Origin of the sequence: Pseudomonas sp. C2B4 (assembly GCF_013359695.1) — a bacterium.
In the GTDB taxonomy this organism is placed as follows: domain Bacteria; phylum Pseudomonadota; class Gammaproteobacteria; order Pseudomonadales; family Pseudomonadaceae; genus Aquipseudomonas.
Genome location: NZ_JABFMU010000040.1, coordinates 43889 through 61143 on the forward strand (window position 1 = coordinate 43889; position 17255 = coordinate 61143).

Genomic DNA, 17255 nt, shown 5'->3' on the forward strand with positions numbered 1-17255 from the left:
CTTTTTGCAGGTTTTTACACAGTCTTTGTGCTTGTTTTTTTTGAAGGCTGCCCCCATCTTGGTTTCAAGCTTACTTCCATCTGTTTCCGGCCTTGTGGCCGCCGTAGAGGCGAAATCATGAAGACAACCATCGAATTGCCTCTCCTGCCATTGCGTGATGTCGTGGTTTATCCGCACATGGTTATCCCGCTGTTCGTGGGGCGCGAGAAATCCATCGAAGCCCTTGAGGCAGCGATGACGGGCGATAAGCAGATCCTTCTGCTGGCTCAGAGAAACCCTGCTGACGACGATCCCGGTGAAGACGCACTTTATCGCGTAGGTACGATTGCGACCGTTCTGCAGCTGCTGAAGCTGCCTGACGGTACGGTCAAGGTTCTGGTCGAAGGCGAGCAGCGGGGCGCCGTGGAGCGCTTCAGCGAAGTGGACGGTCACTGCCGCGCCGAGGTCTCGCTGATTGACGAAGTCGACGCGCCTGAGCGCGAGTCGGAAGTGTTTGTTCGCAGCCTGCTGTCCCAGTTCGAGCAATATGTGCAGTTGGGCAAGAAAGTGCCCGCCGAGGTTCTGTCGTCGCTCAATAGCATCGACGAGCCAGGGCGCCTGGTCGATACCATGGCCGCACACATGGCCCTGAAGATCGAGCAGAAGCAGGAAATCCTCGAAATCATCGATCTGTCGGCGCGGGTCGAACACGTTCTCGCGCTGCTGGATGCCGAAATCGATTTGCTGCAAGTCGAAAAACGCATTCGCGGCCGTGTCAAAAAGCAAATGGAGCGCAGTCAGCGCGAGTACTACCTGAATGAGCAGATGAAGGCCATCCAGAAAGAACTCGGCGACAGCGACGAAGGCCATAACGAAATCGAAGAGCTGAAAAAGCGTATCGATGCCGCTGGCTTGCCAAAAGACGCGCTTGCCAAGGCCCAGGCCGAACTGAACAAGCTCAAGCAAATGTCGCCAATGTCCGCAGAAGCGACTGTGGTGCGTTCATACATTGATTGGCTGGTTCAGGTGCCGTGGAAAGCCCAGAGCAAGGTTCGTCTGGATCTGGCGCGTGCCGAAGACATTCTCGATGCCGACCACTATGGTCTGGAAGAGGTCAAAGAGCGGATTCTCGAATACCTCGCCGTGCAAAAGCGCGTGAAGAAAATTCGTGGTCCGGTGTTGTGCCTGGTAGGTCCTCCAGGGGTGGGTAAAACCTCTCTGGCAGAGTCGATCGCCCATGCCACCAACCGCAAATTCGTGCGCATGGCCCTCGGCGGTGTGCGTGATGAAGCGGAAATTCGTGGTCATCGCCGTACTTACATCGGGTCGATGCCAGGAAGATTGATTCAAAAGATGACGAAAGTGGGCGTCCGCAACCCGCTGTTCCTGCTCGATGAAATCGACAAGATGGGCAGCGACATGCGTGGCGATCCGGCATCGGCGTTGCTGGAAGTGCTCGATCCTGAACAGAACCACAACTTCAACGATCACTATCTGGAAGTCGATTACGACCTGTCGGATGTGATGTTCCTGTGCACCTCGAACTCCATGAACATCCCGCCGGCATTGCTGGACCGGATGGAAGTGATTCGTCTGCCGGGCTACACCGAAGACGAGAAGATCAACATCGCCGTCAAATACCTGTCGCCCAAGCAGATTCAGGCCAATGGCTTGAAAAAAGGCGAGCTGGAGTTCGACGAAGAGGCAATTCGCGACATCATCCGCTACTACACCCGAGAAGCCGGTGTGCGTGGCCTGGAGCGCCAGATTGCCAAGGTCTGCCGCAAGGCGGTCAAAGAGCACGCATTGGAAAAACGCTTCTCTGTGAAGGTCACGGCAGACGCGCTGGAGCACTTCCTGGGTGTGCGCAAATTCCGCTACGGCCTGGCTGAGCAGCAGGACCAGATCGGTCAGGTTACCGGGTTGGCGTGGACTCAGGTGGGCGGCGAATTGCTGACCATCGAAGCCGCTGTCGTGCCGGGCAAAGGTCAGTTGATCAAGACCGGTTCCCTGGGTGACGTGATGGTCGAGTCGATCACCGCAGCCCTGACCGTGGTGCGCAGCCGCGCGAAGAGCCTGGGGATTCCCCTGGACTTCCACGAGAAGCGCGATACCCACATCCACATGCCGGAAGGGGCGACGCCGAAGGACGGTCCTAGCGCGGGTGTAGGCATGTGCACGGCGCTGGTATCGGCCCTGACCAGCATCCCCGTGCGTGCGGACGTGGCAATGACCGGTGAAATCACCTTGCGTGGTCAAGTACTGGCGATTGGTGGTTTGAAAGAAAAACTGCTCGCTGCCCACCGTGGCGGAATCAAGACTGTGATCATTCCCGAAGAGAATGTTCGTGATCTGAAGGAAATTCCTGACAATATCAAGCAAGATCTCCAGATTAAACCAGTTAAATGGATTGACGAGGTCCTGCAAATTGCGCTGCAATACGCGCCGGAGCCCTTGCCGGATGTGGCTCCGGAGATTGTCGCGAAGGATGAAAAACGCGAGTCCGATTCTAAGGAAAGAATTAGCACGCATTAGTACGTATTTGCCTGGGGGGCTTCCTTGACAGCTTTTTAGAGCCCTTGTTATAAAGCGGCTCTTAAGTGTCTGTAGGCCATTCAGCACTCGTTTTTGCTTTCACCAAAAAAACTTAGAATCATACTCAAATAGATATAAGGGGACTTAGAGTGAACAAGTCGGAACTGATTGATGCTATCGCTGCATCCGCTGATATCCCGAAAGCTGCTGCTGGCCGTGCGCTGGACGCTGTAATCGAATCCGTCACTGGCGCTCTCAAGGCTGGCGACTCTGTTGTTCTGGTTGGTTTCGGTACCTTCTCCGTGACTGATCGTCCAGCTCGCATTGGTCGTAACCCACAGACCGGTAAGACGCTGGAAATCGCAGCCGCCAAAAAACCAGGTTTCAAAGCCGGTAAAGCACTGAAAGAAGCTGTCAACTAAGTTCGATTCAGGTTTTTGCCTATCCGGGTCGGGGTCATGCCTGACCTGGCAGCGGAGCGGTAGTCCAGTCGGCAGGTCGCCGGTCCGAGACACCGAGGCTCGCAAGTTCGAGTCATCGGTCCGCTCCGCCAGTTACGAGAAGGCGCATCCTCGGATGCGCCTTTCTTCTATCCGGATTCTACCCACGCTCCACGGTTGCCTAATTTTGAAGTTCAACCGTTTATGGGGGACGCATGCTGCAGAATATCAGGGACAATTCACAAGGCTGGATTGCCAAGACCATTATCGGGGTCATCGTTGCACTGATGGCTTTGACCGGTTTCGACGCCATTTTTCAGGCTACGACGCACAAAAATGAGGCGGCGAAGGTCAATGGTGAGGAAATCAGCCAGAACGAGCTGAGCCAGGCGGTCGATATGCAACGCCGTCAACTCATGCAACAGCTGGGCAAGGATTTCGATGCTTCCTTGCTCGACGAAAAGATGCTGCGCGAATCGGCTCTCAAAGGCCTGATCGATCGCAAGTTGCTGTTGCAGGGCGCGGAAAACTCGAAATTTGCTTTCTCCGAAGCGGCTCTGGATCAGGTCATCCTGCAAACGCCTGAGTTCCAGGTGGATGGCAAGTTCAGTCCTGAGCGTTTCGATCAGGTTATTCGCCAACTCGGTTACAGCCGTATGCAGTTCCGCCAGATGCTGGCGCAGGAAATGCTGATCGGCCAACTGCGCGCCGGTCTGGCGGGTAGTGGTTTCGTCACCGATGCACAGGTACTGGCGTTCGCCCGTCTGGAAAAACAGACTCGCGATTTCGCTTCCCTGAACATCAAGGCTGACCCGGCAGCGGTCAAACTGACCGACGATGAAGTCAAGGCCTACTACGACGAACACGCCAAGGAGTTCATGACGCCGGATCAGGTGGTCATCGATTATCTGGAGTTGAAGAAGGCCTCCTTCTTTGATCAGGTCGGCGTCAAGGACGAAGACCTGCAAGCGGCGTATCAGAAAGAAATCGCGAATCTGTCCGAGCAACGCCGGGCTGCGCATATTCTGATCGAAGTGAACGACAAGACCACCGAAGCGCAAGCCAAGGCCAAGATCGACGATATCCAGGCCCGTCTGGCCAAAGGCGAGAAGTTCGAGGCCTTGGCCAAGGAGTTCTCCCAGGATCCGGGTTCGGCGAACAATGGCGGTGACTTGGGCTATGCAGGCCCTGGTGTCTACGATCCAGTGTTCGAAAAAGCCCTGTATTCCTTGGCCAAGGACCAGGTGTCCGAACCTGTTCGCACTGACTTCGGTTTCCACCTGATCAAGCTGTTGGGTGTGGAAGCGCCTGAAGTGCCGACATTCGCCAGCCTGAAAGACAAGCTGACCCGCGAACTGAAAGCCCAGCAGGTCGAGCAGCGTTTTGTCGAAGCAACCAAGCAATTGGAGGACGCTTCGTTCGAAGCCTCCGATCTGGCCCAGCCGGCGCAGGACCTGAAGCTGACCGTTCACACCTCCAAGCCGTTCGGCCGTGAAGGTGGTGAGGGTATTACAGCCAACCGTGCCGTGATCACTGCCGCGTTCAGCCAGGAAGTGCTGGATGAGGGTGCCAACAGCACCGCCATCGAGCTCGATCCGGAAACCGTGATCGTGTTGCGCGCCAAGGAGCACCTCAAGCCTGCGCAATTGCCGCTGGAAAGCGTGGCTGGTCCGATCCGTGCGCAATTGGCCAAGGAGCACGCCAGTGCTGCCGCCAAGACCAAGGCTGACGAGTTGATTGCCAGCCTGCGCGATGGCAAGACCGCTCTGGACAAGCCAATCGATGGTCAGAACTGGAAGGTTACCGAAGCCGCGACCCGCGCTCAGGAAGGGGTAGACCCAACCGTGCTGCAGGCGTTGTTCCGCATGCCCAAGCCTGCCGCCAAAGACAAGCCGACGTTCACCAGCGTGACCCTGCCTGATGGCAGCCTGATGATCGTCCGTCTGAACGGCGTCAACGAAGCGGCAACACCGACTGAAGAAGAGAAGGCTCAATACCGTCGCTTCCTCGCTTCGCGCGTTGGCCAGCAAGATTTTGCAGCCTACCGCAAGCAGCTTGAAAGCCAGGCGGACATCAAGCGTTTCTGATGTCGCACTGAGCAGCGCTATACAAGAACCCCGGCCGAAAGGCCGGGGTTTTTTGTTAAAGCCGAGCTGACAAGCGTGGGGGACTTTTTCCTCATATCGGAGTCAACACCCCTGTAACTGTTTTAAGACACAATCGATGCGACGCTAAGCATCGATCTGTTGCACAATACGCACCGAACCGTTTTCCTCAGGATGTTCAATGTCTAAATCATTTCCCATGCGTGTTGCCGGGTTGGCGCTGGTGCTGGCCGCAGCGGCCGGGTGCTCGTCGAAGAAAGCCGCCATCTATGAGCATGAGAACTTCGACGACTCCGGAACGTTTTCCCGTAATTACCCTGTGACAGACGCCCAAAGCTGCGAAGCCGCGCGCCGGGCTTTGCTGAGCCAGGGCTACATCATTACCAGCAGTGATCCGAAACTCGTCAGCGGGCACAAGAGCTTCCAGCAGACCGGCGAGACCCACATGGAAATCAGTTTCAGTGTGGTCTGCGCCGAAGACGGCAGCGCCGGGCATCACGCCACGGTATTCGCTAACGCGCTGCAGGATCGTTATGCGCTGAAGAAGACCAACAACTCCGCCAGTCTCGGTGTCGGCGTGCTGGGCTCGGTTTCGATGCCAATTGGTTCTTCTGACGACTCAATGGTCAAGGTCGCGAGCGAAACCGTATCGTCGCCCAAGTTCTACGAGCGTTTCTTCGCGCTGGTCGAACTGTTCCTGCCCAAGGAAGTGAAAGAGGCGGCCCACATCACCGAGAAGCCGAAAGCCGATCTGGGCGTACCTGAACCTCAGGCCACTCCGGCCCCATTGGCCCCGCAAACCGCGGCAGAACCTGCCCCGGCTGCGCAGGCGCCCACAACGCCCGTTGAAGCTGCTCCCGCCGCGTCCGAGCCGGTAGCGCCACCGCCAGAAGCTGCACCGATCAGCGCGGCCCCAAGCGCTGAGCCGACACCGTCCACGGAAACAATCACCCCACCGGCCAATCCGAGTGATATCCCACCACCTTCGGAGCCCATCCAGGCCATGCCGATTACTGGCCAGTGATCGATGTTATGGGGCCGGGCGAAAGCGCACCGGTCCTGTAGCCACGGCAAAAATTGATTCGCATCAAACAGACCGTAGTCCTGCGGCCTGTATCGAAAAAATCCTGTGATAAATTCCTGACCGCCTGCTACGTTTTATCTTGTAGCGACGAAGTGTCGTGTCTGCGTCATTTTTCTTTCATGCGGGCACTTTATGCTCAAGGCGCTGGTCATTTATTCAGATTTTTTCAATGAGCTGTGGGGGATTCGAACATGGACGATTACCAAGAAGAGTTGCTCGAGTATCAGGCATTCGAACTGGATCCGCTGGAGCCCGCGGAAGACGCCACCGAGCTGTAATCAACGCTTTCCGGCTTCAATCCCGGTGCTGATAGCTTGCGGCTTCAGGATGTTTTTCTATGACTGCGGCGAAACTCGCCGGGTGTCTGCGCGGCCCAGCGCTTGAAGGCACGTTGAAACGCTTCGGCTGAGGCAAAGCCCAACAGGTAAGCGATTTCTCCGAAGGCCAGCTCTGTATCGCGAATGTAGGTCATGGCCAGGTCGCGACGGGTGTCGTTGAGAATGGCGCGAAACTGCGTGCCTTCTTCGGCCAGTTTACGGCGTAATGTCCAGATGGGCAGTTTCAAACGTGCTGCCACTTCTTCCAGGTCGGGTTCCCGGCCACCATTGAGCAACGGCCCCAGCAATTGAGTGATGCGTTCACGCAGGCTGCGGGTGCGTGTCAGTTGTTCCAACTCCCGTTCACACAACTTCAGGAGAAGGCGCCAGGTACTCGGGCAATGCTCCGGGTTGCGTTGTGCGAGGCTGGCCAGGCTCAGGCGCAACTGGTTGTGCTCGGCGCCAAACTGAATCGGGCAGTCCCCCAGCACGTTATAGGCGGCCTGGTAGTCGGGCGCGTCGAACTCGATTTCGATGCGTTCGGCGTGCAGTGGGGCAGGGCTCACGCTGGATAATTGGTGTAGCCAGCCGGAGATGATCGAATCCACCACGAAACGGTTATAGGTGTTGTAAGGACTGATGGAATAAAAGCGCAGCCAGGCCCCCTGAGGGTCTTCGTGAAAGCTTGATTGACCGCGATAGTTGGAACCATACAAGGCTTCGAAGCGAATCAGGCACCGCGCTGCCTCGCGCACTGTCGGCGCCTGGGCTGCAGTGACGCCGGCCAGGCCCACCTGGCTCAAGCGGCTGAGTTGACCCATGCGCAAGCCGAGTGCCGGGTTGTCGGTCAATTGAATGGCACTGTGTCCCAGGCGCATGTAGCGCGGAATGGAAAGGCGAGCGCCCGCTTCGCCCAGACGGGCTGCATCGAGGCCGTACTGCTCAAGCAGGGGCTGCGGATCTGCACCGTGGCTGCGCACGGCGTCCGCCAGGCTGTGAACGATGCCCACCGAGAGATCGCCGAGACGCATCGGCTGCGGTTTCATGGTTTACAACCACAGGTTCAGCAGGCGCGCACCACGTGCATTGCCGTCGGCGAAATGCTGTCCGTTGCTGCTGAGGAAACTCTGGCCGGCGCTGGCCTGATCCCAGAATTGCCCACGCAAAAACACACTCATACCGGCGATCGCCTGGCTGGAAGGGGGTTGAGCGGTCAGGGTCAGACGATGCCAGGCCTGGCCTTCGCTGAGTTCCCCCGCCTTGAGGCTGACGGAACTCGGCGTCGACGAGCCGAGATAGCCGCGCCACGGTTGATCCCACGTCCCACGACCCGCAACGAACGCGGGGACGGCGACAATTCGTGCCTGCAGCTCGTCGAGCTTGCGGTAGTTGTCCGGGTACCAGCTGTCGCTACCGATCAGCACACCCAAGCGTCCAGCCGGTGTATCGACGACGTTGAGCCTGTGTTCGCCATTGGCCTTGATCGCATCCCGCTGTTCGAAAACCGGGTGCATTTGCCGTTGGGGCTGGCCGATCGGCACGCCGTCGCGCCCGAATACAACGCTGGTATTGAACAATGCGCCACGACCGATTTTCAGGTTACCGTCGATGATGCTGGGCTCGGGCAACACGATGGAACCTGCCACCAGGGTCACGCGAAATTCTTTTGCCAGCCCGCCGAACAAGGCCTGGTAATCCTTGGCCATGCCTTTGGCTTTCATGCGCAGGTGGGCGTCATCCAGGCGGCTGCCGCCCTCGGCGCTGATCAGTGCACGGACGAACTTCAGAGGATTGCTCACCGCCAGCCAGTTCATGGCTTCCTTGAGGGTAGTGGCCTGGTACAACTCATCCTTCTCGCCGATGACCATCAGCCAGGTGCCGACATGCTCCGGTAGCACAACGATGGTTTTTTCGTTCAGCAAGCCTTGTTCCTGAGCTTTCTGCAGGTAGGCCGCGAGTTTGCGGTGCAGGCGCTCCGGGCTTTGATAGTCGGTGGGAAACAGCTCGGGCTGGATGCCCAGCAGGTTGCCACGGTCGGCGGGGGTGCCCTGGTCGATCGCCAGATCGATCCGCAGGTCCGAGAGATAATGGCCCACCGGGCGGTCCGCGGCCCACATGGCGTAGGTCGTCAGTGCGGCGATCAACGCCATGGAGAAAGTCAGGTACAAAAGTTTGCGCATGGGGAAACAGATAACGGCCGTTTGCGAGAGTTCATGAATGTGCATTCATATTTTGAACGAGACTACGGCAAAACAAAGGGTTGGCGAAAGGACTTGCCCTGTTTCGCAGGAGTTTTGTCGTTTGAAATCCAATTGGCTGGCGTCGTTGTGTAGATCCCTTGCGGGGCGATCGCTTTGGCAGTTGGGGAAGATTTGTGAAAACTCGACCTCCTGCCTTCGATGGCTGCATGGTCATCGAAAGGGGGGCAGCTTCTTTCAACTGGATCTGAAGTCGCCAGCGGTATGACCGGATGCCAGGGTCTACGAAATCCGTGCAGTTGTATAAGTTTTAGGGTGAATGCCTTTTTTTGATTTATGGTTTATCGCAAATCAATATTTTGAGCGGGGAGCTTGTTGGCTAAAGTGTTCATTATTAGTTGGTTTTCTGTTGTTTGTTCAATGTCGGATGTGGTGTTGTCTTAGTTTAGGGATAACTTTGTTTCGAAGTCAGGGAAGCTTGTTGGCGTCAATTGCAAGTTTTCGGCAGCTTTTTAATAAGGAGCCTCTGCCATGTTCCTGACCGCGACTCAACGCAACCTGATTGAACGTGTGATCAATACGATTGAAACCGGTAAACCTGATGGCGTTTACGGAGCGATCTCGATCTATGCCGATGGTCCGAATGATATCCGGCAGATCACCTATGGCAGGGCGCAGACGACTGAATACGGAAACCTTCGCAAACTGGTCAAGATGTATGTTGCCGCGGGCGGAGCGCAGAGCGCTGCGCTGGCGCCTTATGCGGACAAGGTCGGCAGCGTGGCCCTGACCGATGATGATACGTTCAAGAACCTGTTGCGAACGGCGGGTCGCAATGACCCTGTCATGCAAAGTATCCAGGATCAGTTCTTTGAAAAGGTCTATTTTTCTCCCGCCATGCAGTGGGCTGACGACAATGGCTTTACCACTGCGTTGTCTGCGTTGGTTATCTATGACTCTTTTATCCACAGTGGACAGATTCTTTGGTTGCTCAGGCAAAGGTTTGATGAGTCGCCTCCGGCGATGGGCGGTGATGAGAAAATCTGGATAAGCGAATACGTCAGTGTCAGGAACAAATGGCTTTCGCAACACCATCGACCAGCTGTGCGCAAGAGTGTTTATAGAACGAAAGCCTTGTTGGCGCAGATCGCAAAAGACAATTGGGATCTGGGAATAGTGCCGATAGAGATGAACGGAACGGATGTGTATCCAAAACTGTGACAACTTTATAAGTTCAACTGTGAACGCAAACTAAAGAGGAAAGGCTCCAAAGGCGCTGGTCAGGGTGAAAAACGATGGGTGCGCTGACCAGGGATGAGTCATGGCAGCGCGCAGGGTGGCTGCACATTTTGATCATTAAGTTGTCACTTACGGTCATTGAGCGGTCCGGAGAGTACTCATAGTCTGTAACACATGACTGAGGGGCGCCGAAGAGCGCCCACATCTTCCGTGATCGCTTGTTGTGGAGTTACCGATGACCGCCGCTCATTACCCGCACCTGTTGGCCCCGCTGGACCTGGGTTTTACCACGTTGCGCAACCGCACCCTGATGGGCTCGATGCATACCGGTCTTGAGGAAAAGCCCGGTGGTTTCGAACGCATGGCGGCGTATTTCGCCGAGCGTGCCCGTGGCGGTGTCGGCCTGATGGTCACCGGCGGTATCGGCCCGAACGACGAAGGTGGCGTTTACTCCGGCGCGGCGAAGCTGACCACCGAGGAAGAAGCGTTCAAGCATCAAATCGTGACCCGCGCGGTGCACGAGGCGGGCGGCAAGATTTGCATGCAGATCCTTCACGCCGGCCGTTATGCCTATAGCCCGAAACAGGTTGCACCCAGCGCTATCCAGGCACCGATCAACCCGTTCAAGCCCAAAGAGCTGGACGAGGAAGGCATCGAGAAACAGATTCGCGATTTCGTCACCTGTTCGACCCTGGCGCAACAGGCCGAGTACGACGGTGTGGAAATCATGGGGTCGGAGGGTTATTTCATTAACCAGTTCCTCGCCGCCCACACCAACCACCGCACCGACCGTTGGGGCGGCAGCTACGAAAACCGTATGCGCCTTCCCGTGGAAATCGTGCGCCGGGTCCGTGAAGCGGTAGGCCCGAATTTCATCATCATTTTCCGTTTGTCGATGCTCGACCTGGTGGAAGGCGGCAGCACCTGGGAAGAAATCGTGCAGCTGGCCAAGGCCATCGAGCAGGCCGGTGCGACGATCATCAACACCGGTATCGGCTGGCACGAGGCGCGGATTCCGACCATCGCCACCAAGGTTCCGCGCGCGGCGTTCAGCAAGGTCACGGCCAAGCTGCGCGGCTCGGTGAGCATTCCGCTGATCACCACCAACCGAATCAACACCCCGGAAGTCGCCGAGCAGATCCTCGCCGAAGGCGATGCCGACATGGTCTCGATGGCGCGGCCGTTCCTCGCCGACCCGGACTTCGTCAACAAGGCCGCTGAAGGTCGCGCTGATGAAATCAACACCTGCATCGGTTGCAACCAGGCGTGCCTGGACCACACGTTCGGCGGCAAGTTGACCAGTTGCCTGGTCAACCCGCGTGCCTGCCACGAAACCGAACTCAACTACCTGCCGGTGCAACAGCTCAAGAAAATCGCCGTGGTCGGTGCCGGCCCGGCCGGTTTGTCCGCCGCGACCGTGGCCGCCGAGCGTGGCCATCAGGTGACGCTGTTCGATTCGGCCAGCGAAATCGGCGGCCAGTTCAACGTCGCCAAGCGCGTGCCGGGCAAGGAAGAGTTTTATGAAACCCTGCGTTACTTCGGCCGCAAACTGCAGACCACCAACGTCGAGGTGTGCCTGAACACCCGCGTCGATGTGGCGAAGCTGGTTGAGGGCGGTTACGACGAAATCATCCTGGCCACCGGTATTGCGCCGCGGTTGCCGGCCATTCCCGGCGTGGAGAATGCCAAGGTGCTGAGCTACCTGGACGTGCTGCTTGAGCGCAAACCGGTGGGCAAGCGCGTCGCGGTGATCGGTGCCGGCGGTATCGGTTTCGACGTTTCGGAATTCCTGGTTCACCAGGGCCAGGCCACCAGCCTGAACCGCGATGAGTTCTGGAAAGAGTGGGGCATCGATACGCATCTTGAGGCGCGTGGCGGTGTCGCCGGGATCAAGGCCGCGCCCCATGCGCCGGCCCGCGAAGTGTTCCTGCTGCAACGCAAGAAATCCAAGGTCGGTGATGGTCTGGGCAAGACCACGGGCTGGATTCACCGCACCGGTCTGAAGAACAAGCAGGTGCAGATGCTCAACAGTGTCGAATACTTGAAGATCGACGATGAGGGTCTGCACATCCGCATCGGCGAAACCGGCGAGCCGCAAGTGCTGCCGGTGGACAATATCGTGATCTGTGCCGGCCAGGATCCGCTGCGGGAGTTGCAGGACGGTCTGGTGGCAGCCGGGCAGAACGTGCATCTGATTGGCGGCGCGGATGTCGCGGCGGAGCTGGATGCCAAGCGGGCGATCAATCAGGGGTCGCGGCTGGCTGCTGAGTTGTAATTCGCAGGCCAAGTGTGCCAATGGCTTTCGCGAGCAGGCTCGCTCCCACATTTGATCTTCGGTGCGCCTAAGGTCCGGTGTGGGAGCGAGCCTGCTCGCGAAGGCTGCCTTTGAGCGACTAGAATGCGGGCTCTTTATGAGCTCATTCAGGCGCCAATGCTTTTTCCTCCCTCCGACTGGCTACCTAAAGCCCCCCTCGAACGCCTCCACCTCGACTGGCTAGAAACCGCCGGTATCGATGTCGCCATCCTGCGCCTGGACCTGATCGACCCGCTCATCAGCGGCAACAAGTGGTTCAAACTCATCGAGCATCTCAAGGCGGCCGAGCAGTCCGGTGCCAAAGGCATCATCAGCCTGGGCGGCGCCCATTCCAATCACCTTCATGCACTGGCCGCTGCCGGCAAGCGGCTTGGGTTTGCCACGGTCGGCCTGCTGCGCGGGCATCCGCTGGAAACGCCCACGGTCAACGATCTGCAGGCGTTCGGCATGCAGCTGCATTGGCTGGGTTATGGCGGCTATCGCGCTCGGCACGAAGCGGGGTTCTGGGAGCCTTGGCAGGCGCAGTATCCCGATCTGTTTCCGGTCCCGGAAGGTGGCGGTGGTTTGCAGGGGGCACATGGCTGCAGGCAGCTGAAGACCCTGGTCAGCGAGCAACTGAACGCTCTGGGCTGGCGTGACTATGACGGTTGGTGGCTGGCCTGCGGGACCGGCACCACACTGGCCGGCGTGGTGCTGGCCGAAGCGGGCGATCGTCCGGTTTACGGTGCGTTGGCGGTGCCCGACGATCATGGCGTGGCGCAGCAGGTTGAGCGGATTGTGGAGGAGGCAGGCTTGAGGGTTCCTGCCTATGAGTTGTTTGATGCCAGCCGTGGCGGATTTGCCAAGGTCGATTCGCCGTTACTTGAGTTTATCGAGCAGACCGAACAAGCCAGTGGCATTCCTTTCGAGCCGCTGTACACCGGCAAGGCGCTGCTGGCGCTCAAACAACAAGTCGAAGCAGGGACGTTTGCCCGAGGCACGCGGCTGATCTTCGTGCATACCGGAGGCTTGCAGGGGCGGCGGGGGTTCAGCCCGCAAACCTGAAGGACAACACAGCCCCTGTGGGAGCGAGCCTGCTCGCGAAAGCGGTGTGTCAGACGGCGTCAATGGCGGCTGACACGCCGTATTCGCGAGCAGGCTCGCTCCCACACGTACTCATTGATTTCAGGTATTTCGGCCGACCCCTTTGGGCATCATCCGCAATAACGTGTTATCGCCCACCACATAGTGGTGATACAGCCCGGCCACGGCATGCAGGCCGATCAGCCAGTAACCGATGGTGCCGCCGAGCACGTGCCAGCCCTGCATCTCCTTGGCCAGTTCCTTGTTTTCGGCCATCAGCAGCGGCAGGTCGAGGCCGTAGAACATCACTTGATTGCCTTTGGCGCTGGTGATCAGCCAGCCGAGGATCGGCATGGCAATCATGAAAAGGTACAGCGCCCAGTGCATCAGCTTGGCTAGTGCGATCTGCCAGTGAGGCGAAGCGGGGAAGATTTGCGGTGCCGGGCCAAGGCTGCGCGCGAACAACCGTATCCAGACCAACACGAACACCGTCAGGCCGAGCATGAAGTGCGATTCGACGATCAGCGTTCGCCCGCCACTGCCCTTGGGAAAGAGGCCACGAAGTTCAATACAGGCATAAACCAGTGCCAACAGGACCAGCATCAACCAATGCAGCGCGATCGATACGGTGCTGTAGCGTGAAGCGGAATTCTTCCACGGCATACGGCGTTCCTCTCAGGTCAGGTCAAGCCACCGTTCTTGGTCGACAGTGTGCTTTAACTGTAATCCTGTTTCAGCGGATTCGCCTGAAGCCCGTGTGCTTTGAGTGCTCTAAATCAAGTGATTGAGCAAAAAAAAGCGCCGGAAACCGGCGCTCTGTGATCAAGCGAGAAGCGTTATCAGTTGGTCTGCGGCATTTCGCCATTGGCCAGGCGTTTGTTGATGTCGGCGATCACTTCCGGCAGGTCAGTGATGGTGTCGATCATGTAGTGCGGCCGCGAGCCTTCGAACATCCGGTGGATGCGTTTGCGCTCGCTGTCCAGTTGGTCGCTGCCCAGCGCGCGATAGCCTTCGTAGTCCAGGCCCAGGGCGTTGCCCGAGCAAATCAGTGCCACGGTCCACATGCCGGCGCGCCGTCCTTCGAGAATGCCCGGCACGGTGTCGTCGATTTTCACGCAGGCGGCCACATCGTCGATGCCCAGGGCGATCACGTTGGCCAGGGCCTGGGCCGGCCATGGTCGGCCATTGGGCACTTCGTCGGTGGCGACCACGTGGTCGGCGATGTAACCGTTGGTGGCGGCCAGTTCGACCACCTTGTCCATGACCTGTTTCGGGTAACCGGAGCAGGAACCGATCTTGATCCCTTGCTGGCGCAGGTTGGCGATGGTGTCCAGGGCGCCGGGAATCAGCGCCGAATGCTCGGCGATTTTTTCGATCTGCAGCGGCATGAAGCGCTGGTAGATGGCGGTGACGTCATCGTCGGTTGGCGTACGGCCGAACACTTTGCGATAACGCTCGGCGACCTCCGGCAGGTCGCACAAGGTCCGGATGTGGTCCCACTTGCCCATGCCCATCGGGCCTCGGGCTTCGTCGATGGACACCTGGACGTCGAACTCGGCGAAGGCTTCGACAAAAATCTGCGTCGGCGCGAAAGAACCGAAATCGACCACGGTGCCGGCCCAGTCGAGGATGGCGGCCTGGAGTTTGGTTGGGTTGGTGTAGTTCATGGTGAATAGATTCCTGTGGCAACTGGCTGATAGGGGAGCTGCTTTTTTGTGGGAGCGAGCCTGCTCGCGAAAGCGCTGGATCAGTCGACATTGATGTTGATTGTTCGACCGTCTTCGCGAGCAGGCTCGCTCCCACAGGGGAAGGCGTTGTGGTTTAGATCTCTAACACTTCCATCTCGCGCAACACTTCGCCCACCGCCGCTACCGCTTCGCGCATTTGCGCCGGGGTGACGTGACCGATGCAGCCGACGCGGAAGGTTTCGACCTGGGTCAATTTGCCGGGGTAGAGGATGTAACCCTTGGCCTTGACCCGCTCGTAGAACTCCTTGAACTGGTAGCGCGGATCTTTCGGGGCGTGGAAGGTGGCGATGATCGGGGCCTGGATGGCCGCCGGCAGGAAGCTGCGCAAACCCAGTTTGGCCATCTCTTCCATCAGCGCCTGACAGTTGGCGGCATAACGCGCATGACGCGCCGGCAAACCGCCTTCTTCGTTGTATTGCAGCAAGGCTTCGTGCAGTGCGGCGACCACGTGGGTCGGCGGGGTGAAGCGCCACTGGCCGGTTTTCATCATGTAGGTGTGCTGGTCGTACAGATCCATCGCCAGCGAATGCGAGTTGCCGGCGGCATTGGCCAGGGCTTCCTTGCGGGCGAAGACAAAGCCCATTCCCGGCACGCCTTCCAGGCATTTGCCGGAAGCGGCGATCAGCGCATCGAACGGCACCTGTTGCGCGTCCACCGGCAGTGCGCCGAAGGAGCTCATGGCATCGATGATCAGGCGTTTGCCATGTTGCTCGACGACCTGGGCGATTTCCGGCAGCGGGTTGAGGATGCCGGTGCTGGTTTCGCAGTGGATCAGCGCAACGTGGGTGATGCCTGCATCGGCGCGCAGCAGGCGGTCGACGTCGGCGGCGGTGGTCGGTTCATCTTCGGCGGTTTCGAAGGTGCTGAACGAGCGGCCGAGCACTTCGCAGATTTTTGCCAGGCGCTTGCCGTAGGCGCCGTTGATCAGCACCAGGACTTTGCCGTCGCGAGGCACCAGGGTGCCGATGGCCGCTTCCACCGCGAAGGTGCCGCTGCCTTGCAGGGGCACGCAATGGTGGCTGGCGGCGCCGTTGATGATCGCCAGCAGTTGTTCGCAGAGGCTGGCGGTCAGTTGGTTGAAGCGGTCATCCCATGAACCCCAGTCAACCATCATCGCCTGACGGGTGCGGGCCGAAGTGGTCAACGGGCCGGGGGTGAGCAGGATGGGTGCGGCAGTACTCATTCTCGTGTCCTCGCAATCGATGGGATGAAGCTACGGGGCTTAAATTGCAATTTGCCGAGTTATCAATCAAATTGTTTGTTGTTATGCCAGCCATCAGTAGGACTTATTCATGAACCTGTTTCAGCTCCGCGCCTTCGATGCCGTGGCCCGCGAGGGCAGTTTCACCCGCGCCGCTGCCCGACTGTTCATCAGCCAACCGGCGGTGACCGGGCACATCAAGGCGCTGGAGGAGCATTACCAGATCACCCTGTTGCGCCGCACCGCGCGCCGGGTGGAGTTGACGGAGGAGGGCACCAAACTGGCGGCCATCACCCGGGCCATGTTCGGTCTGGCCGAAGAAGCGCAAGTGATGCTGGAGGCGAATCGGCAGTTGCTCACCGGGCGCCTGGAAGTGGCGGCGGACGGACCGCACATGGTCATGCCGATGCTTGCGAGCCTGCGCGCCCGTTATCCGGGGATCACCGTTAACCTGCGCCTGGGCAACGCCCAGGAAACCCTGGCGGCGCTGTTGTCCGAACATGCCGACGTGGCGGTGCTGACCGAAGTCGAGCCGCGCAAGGGTCTGCACCTGCAAGCCCTCAGCGAGTCACGCATCTGTGCACTGGTGCCCGACGGTCATCCCTGGGCGCAGAGGACCAAGGGCGTGCCGCTCAAGGACCTGGACCAGGTGATCATGGTGTTGCGTGAACCGAGCTCGATCACCCGGCGCACCTTCGATGACGCCTGTGCCCGGGCCAAGGTCAATCCACGGGTGTTGCTGGAGCTGGACAGTCGCGAAGCGGTCACCGAAGCGGTGGCGGCGGAGTTGGGAGTGGGGGTGGTGTCGTCGGTGGAGGTCAGCCATGACCCGCGGGTGGCGGCGGTGCCGATCATTGGCGAGGGGCTGGTGAACCGGCACATGATGGGGTGCATGGAGCGGCGGCGGGATTTGCGCCTGATACAGGCGTTTTTTGGGTTGGCGCCGGTCAGGTAGACCGAGGCGCGGCCTTCGCGAGCAGGCTCGCTCCCACAGGGTTATGTGTGCGCCGCAGACCCAATGTGGGAGCGAGCC

13 protein-coding genes and 1 tRNA gene are annotated in these 17255 nt (G+C 58.8%); 9 read left to right on the forward strand and 5 right to left on the reverse strand.

Annotated features, from left to right (window positions below; all coding sequences use genetic code 11):
- The first annotated feature begins 117 nt into the window (after positions 1-117).
- The 5 genes from lon (at position 118) to HNQ83_RS22065 (ending at position 6083) form a co-directional block, all read left to right on the forward strand.
- Entirely contained in the window at positions 118-2514 is a 2397-nt protein-coding gene (lon, locus tag HNQ83_RS22045) for an endopeptidase La (RefSeq protein WP_175390891.1), read from the forward strand.
- A 149-nt stretch (positions 2515-2663) separates the two neighbouring features.
- Entirely contained in the window at positions 2664-2936 is a 273-nt protein-coding gene (locus HNQ83_RS22050; protein ID WP_002552737.1) for an HU family DNA-binding protein, read from the forward strand.
- 53 nt (positions 2937-2989) lie between these two features.
- A tRNA-Leu gene (locus HNQ83_RS22055) sits at positions 2990-3067 on the forward strand.
- Positions 3068-3169: 102 nt separating this feature from the next.
- Positions 3170-5041, forward strand: a complete 1872-nt coding sequence (locus HNQ83_RS22060; protein WP_175390892.1) for a SurA N-terminal domain-containing protein — start codon at positions 3170-3172, stop codon at positions 5039-5041.
- A gap of 199 nt (positions 5042-5240) precedes the next feature.
- A complete protein-coding gene (locus HNQ83_RS22065; protein WP_175390893.1) occupies positions 5241-6083 on the forward strand; it encodes a DUF2242 domain-containing protein in 843 nt (280 codons plus the stop codon).
- Positions 6084-6465: 382 nt separating this feature from the next.
- Here the strand turns inward: HNQ83_RS22065 and HNQ83_RS22070 are convergent, their stop codons facing one another.
- Positions 6466-7506: an AraC family transcriptional regulator gene (locus HNQ83_RS22070; protein ID WP_175390894.1), complete on the reverse strand. Its 1041-nt coding sequence runs from the start codon at positions 7504-7506 to the stop codon at positions 6466-6468.
- Positions 7507-7509: 3 nt separating this feature from the next.
- Positions 7510-8640: a nitrilase-related carbon-nitrogen hydrolase gene (locus HNQ83_RS22075; RefSeq protein ID WP_175390895.1), complete on the reverse strand. Its 1131-nt coding sequence runs from the start codon at positions 8638-8640 to the stop codon at positions 7510-7512.
- Positions 8641-9189: 549 nt separating this feature from the next.
- Here HNQ83_RS22075 and HNQ83_RS22080 point away from each other — a divergent pair.
- From HNQ83_RS22080 to HNQ83_RS22090, 3 genes are all read left to right on the forward strand, one after another.
- Entirely contained in the window at positions 9190-9879 is a 690-nt protein-coding gene (locus HNQ83_RS22080) for a chitosanase (RefSeq protein ID WP_175390896.1), read from the forward strand.
- Between the two features lie 253 nt (positions 9880-10132).
- Entirely contained in the window at positions 10133-12172 is a 2040-nt protein-coding gene (locus HNQ83_RS22085; RefSeq protein WP_175390897.1) for an FAD-dependent oxidoreductase, read from the forward strand.
- Between the two features lie 156 nt (positions 12173-12328).
- Entirely contained in the window at positions 12329-13255 is a 927-nt protein-coding gene (locus HNQ83_RS22090; protein ID WP_175390898.1) for a 1-aminocyclopropane-1-carboxylate deaminase/D-cysteine desulfhydrase, read from the forward strand.
- Between the two features lie 120 nt (positions 13256-13375).
- Here the strand turns inward: HNQ83_RS22090 and HNQ83_RS22095 are convergent, their stop codons facing one another.
- The 3 genes from HNQ83_RS22095 to HNQ83_RS22105 all read right to left on the reverse strand — a co-directional run bounded on the left by HNQ83_RS22095 (position 13376) and on the right by HNQ83_RS22105 (position 16204).
- Positions 13376-13936: a cytochrome b gene (locus HNQ83_RS22095; RefSeq protein WP_175390899.1), complete on the reverse strand. Its 561-nt coding sequence runs from the start codon at positions 13934-13936 to the stop codon at positions 13376-13378.
- 176 nt (positions 13937-14112) lie between these two features.
- Positions 14113-14940, reverse strand: coding sequence for a phosphonoacetaldehyde hydrolase (gene phnX / locus HNQ83_RS22100; RefSeq protein ID WP_175390900.1), 828 nt, complete (start codon positions 14938-14940; stop codon positions 14113-14115).
- Positions 14941-15094: 154 nt separating this feature from the next.
- A complete protein-coding gene (locus HNQ83_RS22105) occupies positions 15095-16204 on the reverse strand; it encodes a 2-aminoethylphosphonate--pyruvate transaminase (RefSeq protein ID WP_175390901.1) in 1110 nt (369 codons plus the stop codon).
- 109 nt (positions 16205-16313) lie between these two features.
- Between HNQ83_RS22105 and HNQ83_RS22110 the strand changes: the two genes are divergently transcribed.
- Positions 16314-17177, forward strand: coding sequence for a LysR substrate-binding domain-containing protein (locus HNQ83_RS22110; RefSeq protein WP_175390902.1), 864 nt, complete (start codon positions 16314-16316; stop codon positions 17175-17177).
- Positions 17178-17255 lie beyond the last annotated feature (78 nt).